The sequence below is a fragment of the Bacillus cereus group sp. BfR-BA-01331 genome (assembly GCF_022663915.1).
In the GTDB taxonomy this organism is placed as follows: Bacteria; Bacillota; Bacilli; order Bacillales; family Bacillaceae_G; genus Bacillus_A; species Bacillus_A mycoides.
The window spans coordinates 110626-116812 of sequence record NZ_JAKUGJ010000013.1 but is presented as its reverse complement, the minus strand read 5'-3'; the positions used below and the strand labels follow the sequence as shown (position 1 = coordinate 116812).

The following is a 6187-nucleotide window of genomic DNA, read 5'->3' as shown; positions in this document are numbered from 1 at the left end:
AAAATACGTTATTCTTTCTGTAGAATTATAGGAAAGGATGGCGTTTTTTTCATTCTAGGGGGCATTTCTTTTTATTAGCTTGATAGCGATGTGGCGGTACCCCATTAATAGAAAACTACTGAAAGAGTTATAGTTTTATGTTTTCATTTCCCTTTTTGCATTTATCTTTTAATCAGATGAATGCTTTTTTTAGTACATAATAAAAAAATAACCAGAAAAACTGTCACAAAATCCGTTTTTCTGGTTTCTCTATAATACAGGCATCAAATTGAAAGTGAGGTTTAAACTAACATGTTAACCATAGAAAATGAAGAAAGTCATGCTTCTGATATGCCTTTTGAAGATTTATTTAAGCGGTACTATGCTTATGCTGTGAAACAGATTATATGGATTGTTAAAGATCAATCTATCGCTGAAGAATTAGCACAAGAAGTGTTTTTACAATTATATCGTAGCGACTGGAAAGTAATTGAAAACATACCTGGATGGTTGATTAAATCTTCTACTTATGTAGCTTATAACCATTTACGATCTGAAAAAAGGCAACAAGCGAAGATTGATAAAGAAATACAATACCATGAAGTACAAAATGTTTCATCATTAGACGATGATTGGATAAGAAAAGAAGAAATTACAAAGGTACAAACGATACTAAATAAAATGAATGATCGAGAACGAACCCTTTTACTAATGAAATTCTCTGGTTTTCAATATAAAGAAATTGCAGAAATACTTCAAATTGAAATATCTTCTATTGGAACATTATTGGTCCGAGCCAAAATGAAATTTCGCAAGATTTATAAACAAATGGAGGAGGCATAACAAATGAAATGTTATGATATCGGATTTATTCAAACATATATTGATGGAGAACTTTCTCATGATATAAGAAAGGAATTCACAAAGCACCTAGATACATGTGAAGCATGCCAAGATTTATTAGTAGAAATCAGTAAATTAAATCAATGGGAGAACGTAATGCTAGATGAAGAATCTGCAAATTCACCACAAGAAATCAAAATTGATATAGAACAAGCATGGAAAACATTTGAAAGTCGTTCCAAGCTAGACAATTTTTCTAATATAAATCACAAAAAACAACAGAAGAAGGGACTCTTTACAAACATGAGTAAAAAATCAAAACGTTTCATGTATACAGCAGTAGCTGCAGCAGCACTTTTCACAACAGCAATGATTCCACAAGTACAAGTAGCGGCTACAAATGTTGCCTCATATTTTTCTGATGCAATTACAAATGATAAAGTTGTAAATGAAGGAATACAAGATGAAAATGGTGTCACACAAGATATGATGAAGAATGGTAAATATATTCCTATTGATGAAAAAATTACAGATCAAGGTATTACTGTACATTTCAAAGAATTATATATCGCAGATTCACGTATATCAGTTCATTATAGAATGGAAAAAGCTGACGGAAGTTTAGTACCATTTGAATTTGATACATCAGGATTAGAGCTCGAAAATGATGGTAAAATTAATGGGCAACAAGAGGAAAACCCTGAGATTAAACATGAAGGGAGACTATCATTTATCCATGATTCAGATGACCGTCTTCCTTTTGAACTTATGGCAGCAGGTAAAAAATTAAATGATGTAGGCATTCGTGATAATGATAAACCCGAAGGTGTTGCTACATTTGTTATAGTTTCTGAGGGAAAAGACGATTTTAAACAGCCCCTTACTCTAGATGTAAATATAAATAGAATTGGAAAAGTAATTGGATCTTGGAAAGGTGAAATTCAAATTGATACTTCACATCTGAAAAATAATACTAATTAAAATGAAAAAAAGAATAGAACAATATGTATCTAATGCTCAGTTTATATGTTTTCTTGTTTTCGTTACATTTATTTCTTATATAGTTTTTACTCTATCTTTTATTTATGATTTAAGTTTATAACCTTAAATCAATCATTTAAGATCATTACGAGAAAAACCTCCCTAAAAAAGTAGGGAAATAAATAACCGGTCCCTTAACCTATAAGGAATCGGTTATTTTGTATCTAAAATGTGTCTAAACTTACAATTTTCTTTTTTGATATGGTGCCCCTATAGAGAAAGAATTTTTTCGTTTAGGGGGTACTTCAAAACCTTAACTTGATGGCGATGGGGTCCCGCCAACATAACGCGAATTTCGTACGCTAAGGAACTTTTTATTTAAAAAACTTGGATTTCCGTACATTAAGAGTGTTCCATAAACAGTATTTGATGTTTGATATAAAACTTTGTTTTTGGTAATGAGTTTTTGAACTGAATTTTAAACATATTTCAGTCAGTTTTGATAGATATAAATAAAGTTCCTTAAACGACCGTTTTAGGGACTATTTGGACTGGTTAGTCAACATGTGATACCGCCAGCATTTCGAAAAAAAACACGCTAAGCAAATTAAATAAGAAATAAGCAGGTTTTTATCACGTTAAGAGTAAACCTATTTATGAAAAATAAAATTCTTAAAAAATGGAGAGCCGATACCATAAACCTGCATTATTAATGTAGAATTTTGATGTTGGCTCTTTATTTACTAAAATAGCAAGTTAGTGAATAAATTGTTCATATTTTTTCGAGAGGAGGTTAAGCAATGAGAGCGCCGTATCAAGTATTGATATTTCCTTATATAAAAACTGATGATTCCATTCAATATGGCATTTTTAATCGAAGTGATTATGGTTATTGGCAAGGAATAGCTGGTGGTGGAGAAGATGGTGAGACTCCTATTGAATCAGCAAAACGGGAAGCGTTTGAAGAGGCTGGTATTATAAGAGAATGTCCATATATAAAACTAGATTTTGTGTCTTCACTACCAGTAGAGGATGTAGTTGGTGAATTTCTTTGGGGCGAAGATGTTTATGTAATAAAAGAATTTTCTTTTGGAGTTAAAGTTCCTACAAAAAATATTAAATTATCTAAAGAACACTTCAATTATAAATGGCTGTGCTTTGAGGAAGCCGTAACGCTTTTAAAATGGGATAGTAACAAAACAGCTTTGTGGGAATTAAACAAAAGGCTGTTAAAATAATTTAAGTGTTAGTTAACAAAGCCGATAATAGAAATCACACATTAAACATATATTTATACGCGTTGTTACTACACGCTAAGGAATAGTAATGAAAAGATGATGCCGATAAAACTATATAAAAACCAAAAGAATCCTAAGATGGGGAATGTTTTATGAAAATTAAGCATAGTAAACCTCCTTGGATATATAAAGTATTATAATACATCGTTGGTCTATTTAGAATACTAACCATGAATGAATTGGATGACATTAGGCATGGTTAAACTAATAGAAATGATACATTAAACGTATTTAATGAGTCTGCTAGGTATAAAGATAATTGATAATCATACAATGATATGGAAGGGCCTTTTCTAGCGTGTTAGTTACCTCAACGTATATGTATCTCTTGGCGCCTGGGCGAGGGTGCTTTTTTTATTGCACATTATAATATGGACAAGCATAATATTATGTAACAGGACGAGTTCTTCGTGTCCTATTCAATGCTCAGGATAAACCCCAATTCACATTGAGAGCACCAATAGCGAGGGTACTCTCTTTTTATTGAATCTACATTTATTTTTATGCCTAATGAATTCGCTAAGTGGATACTATTTCATGTAAAATGGTGATTTTATTTATATTCTGGGTAGATTTCTTGCGAAATATGTAACTAGAGCCGTATTTAAATTGAAATATGATACGATAGTTGTATATATGCATTTAGATGGTAAGAGGGGATAAAAGTTGATGAAAAACCATATAAAAGTAAATGGAAAACTCCTTCAAACAAATATATAAAATTTTAATTTTTTTGGAGGCGTTCTTCAATAAGTTTTGCTTTTTCATTCACTTTTGTTGTATATGTGAAATCACCGTAACAATATGGATATCTAAAATTTTGTTTATTTCCACCACAAGTGTATGTAGCTGGATTCTGATCAACTTTCAACTTAGAAAACTGTTTAGCTGTATCTTCCGAGTGTTGTTTAGCTTCTTGATTGGCAATAAAATCAATATAGCCTGGCCCCATATTATAGCTTTGAATAATTGTATCCATGCTAACACCTTTTTCTTCTCCATATCTATACATTTGAACAAAGTGCTTTACCCCTTGTTTAATGCTCAAGTTTATCTCTTGGATTTCATTTGGCTTTAATCCAAGTGATTCGGAAGATTGCATAGGGTCGTTGCCCTCACCCCTACTCTCGTGGTACATAATTCCTAGTAAAATTGCTGTTTTTTCTCCCAAATTATATTTTTCTAATTCTTTTTTCATGATGGGCTCATATTGCAATAAACGTTCCTCGGTAGCAAACGCTTTATTTTTTTGAGTATTGGTTTTGTCATTAAAATATAGTATCCCGATTATTGTTCCTAACCCTAAAATACTAATAAAGAATAATATAATAGTTTGTACTTTTCTCTTATTCTTCAAATATTACTCCTCCTTTTACAAGAAACCCTATTTTCAATGGTGGCTGGTTATTAAAAAAATTCAATAATTCTCTATTTCCCAGCTTTTTTAGACTCGAAAATTTTTTTCTAAATGCTAAGTTTAATAGAAAAATTTAAAGATAAGGTAAAGATAAAATAAAGTCCATTTTTTAGGGTATCTATTATGTGTTCTAAAGGCTCCAGATTCAAGAGATATATTATCTACATAACCCATAAGAGAGAAGGAGGTAAGCAAAATATCACTTGAAACAGATATAATTCTTTCTTTATTAGATATAAAACTGTGGATGGCCCATCATTCGGAAATTAGTCGCTTAAAAATAAAAAAAATTAAAATCAGAACCGTACCTCAATAAGTCTTCAAGTGTTAATAAAAGAAAGCTATATAAGGTGAGGGAATAAAGATTCAACACCAATGATTATCAATAATTGAAGTGCTAATGATTATAATAAAAAGAACCTTCAATAGGCTCTTTTTTATAGTTGGTAAATATGTTATCAACAATAGATGGTAATAAAGATAGAAATTTAGACACTTTTTATTAATGGGCTAAGTTTTCTTAGGAAGAAATCTATTTCTCATGACTGATCGCTAGATATAACAGGATATATCATTTATTAATTTGGGTGGGTGATTTAGCTTTTTGAGTTTACCACACTAAAATTTAAATTTTGTTTAGGGACAAAATGTTAAAGTGTTACATTCTGAATTAACAGAAAATTAAAGTGGTAAAAATCCTATTAAATCTTTTATCAGGTAACTCATATTTCTTTGGCCTTATTTTCATGGTATTACCGAACGTTTATATGTCTCTAAGGGAAAGAAATACTTTAAGTTTTATTACCATCTAATGTTTGATTAAGATGGTAACATGAAAATAAAACGTTTACAACTAGAAAATAAAGAAAAAATATAAAAATTCGACTTTTTTCGACATTACGACTATGAGAGGAAGAATCTAAATTAAGTAAATCTTATATTTAGAGGGGATATTTACCTTATACATAACGGTTAAAACATTTGCAAATGTTTCACGAGTAATTAAAAACGTCGAATATAAAATTATATTGTGACAATTTTAAACGAATATACTTTATAATTCATACTTAGACTAATAAATTAATTACTAATAAATTAAATACGCTATATTTAATAGAGTATAATACGGAATATTTAACTTTAACATTCCATATTATATATAATTATGAATCATTTAACATATTTGTTGCGGAAAATTTTGACATAAGATATTTTAAATATTAAGCACAGAAACATTTCAAAGAAAAAGAGCTATTTTAAAATGTACCCTAAAAACGTTTTTCCTAAAAGTAGTAAGATTTTGCAAAATGTTTCTGTGCCTAATTAGATGAAAATAATATGATAAATTGTTTAAAAGAGATAAAAATAAGTTGCTTTTATGGAGAAATATACATCCCACACTATTAGAATTATGTCAAATTGTAGTTTGCAAATTACATTTCAAAGTATAAAAGGGGCATTTATTGCAGCTCGAATATCTATTACTGATTTATTGCATAAAAAGGTAGCTGCACAAAAGTACAGCTACTTTTTTCTTGAAAACATTATTATGCAAATAGCATACTTAACGTAAACTTGCGCTTAACGGTACTTGTGAATAAATTGTGAAATTGCTACTCTATGTTTCTAACTAACATTTTTGCACCAGAACCATATAAAAAGAGGACGA

The 6187-nt window shown here is 29.9% G+C and carries 5 protein-coding genes; 4 read left to right on the top strand and 1 reads right to left on the bottom strand.

The annotated features are described in order from the left end of the window. The first annotated feature begins 291 nt into the window (after nt 1–291). The 3 genes from MR155_RS21115 (at nt 292) to MR155_RS21105 (ending at nt 3041) form a co-directional block, all read left to right on the top strand. Nucleotides 292–822, top strand: coding sequence for an RNA polymerase sigma factor SigX (locus MR155_RS21115; RefSeq protein WP_219303204.1), 531 nt, complete (start codon nt 292–294; stop codon nt 820–822). 3 nt (nt 823–825) lie between these two features. Next, nucleotides 826–1803, top strand: coding sequence for a DUF4179 domain-containing protein (locus tag MR155_RS21110; protein WP_242311004.1), 978 nt, complete (start codon nt 826–828; stop codon nt 1801–1803). 800 nt (nt 1804–2603) lie between these two features. Next, on the top strand, nt 2604–3041 hold the full coding sequence (locus MR155_RS21105; RefSeq protein ID WP_242311003.1) for an NUDIX hydrolase: 438 nt from the start codon (nt 2604–2606) through the stop codon (nt 3039–3041). Between the two features lie 784 nt (nt 3042–3825). On the opposite strand, the gene MR155_RS21100 is transcribed toward MR155_RS21105, so the two are convergent. Beyond that, nucleotides 3826–4458: a lysozyme family protein gene (locus MR155_RS21100; protein WP_002035240.1), complete on the bottom strand. Its 633-nt coding sequence runs from the start codon at nt 4456–4458 to the stop codon at nt 3826–3828. Between the two features lie 1471 nt (nt 4459–5929). On the opposite strand from MR155_RS21100, the gene MR155_RS21095 reads away from it, so the two are divergent. Next, complete coding sequence (locus tag MR155_RS21095) at nt 5930–6091, top strand: hypothetical protein (RefSeq protein WP_162181135.1); 162 nt, start codon at nt 5930–5932, stop codon at nt 6089–6091. Nucleotides 6092–6187: the final 96 nt, after the last annotated feature.